The organism is Fretibacterium sp. OH1220_COT-178, from assembly GCF_003860125.1.
In the GTDB taxonomy this organism is placed as follows: Bacteria; Synergistota; Synergistia; order Synergistales; family Aminobacteriaceae; genus CAJPSE01.
In genome coordinates this window covers 1-358 of sequence record NZ_RQYL01000089.1, presented here as the reverse complement: position 1 = coordinate 358, position 358 = coordinate 1, and the positions used below count along the sequence as shown (strand labels likewise).

The following is a 358-nucleotide window of genomic DNA, read 5'->3' as shown; positions in this document are numbered from 1 at the left end:
TGCTACACGGTATGCGAAAAATGCCGCATCCTTTGTTGCCGCGGTGCAAATTCGCTGCATTGCTCTTTGGGCTAATATCTTGTGACGACACTATCTAGAATGCGAAGACGTGAATTAAAATTTTCCCCGAATATAGGGGAGCGCTCCGTACAATCGTTGAGGTGATTAAGTGACCGAAACATCGTGTCCCTTCTCTATATACAACAACCCGTAAATGATAGATACGGAATGAATCGCGAATGGTCCTTTTGTCTATCGAGATGTCAAGGGACAGAGAAAATGTCATGGTTGAAAGGGTGAAATGGGACAGAGAAAATGTCATCCCCCCCGGCCTTGCTTCCTGCTCAAGTTGCATTGA

General features: G+C 45.5%; 1 pseudogene. It reads left to right on the top strand.

The annotated features are described in order from the left end of the window. Positions 1-85: pseudogene (locus EII26_RS12960) on the top strand (IS5/IS1182 family transposase); the annotation flags it as partial. Between the last annotated feature and the right edge of the window lie 273 nt (positions 86-358).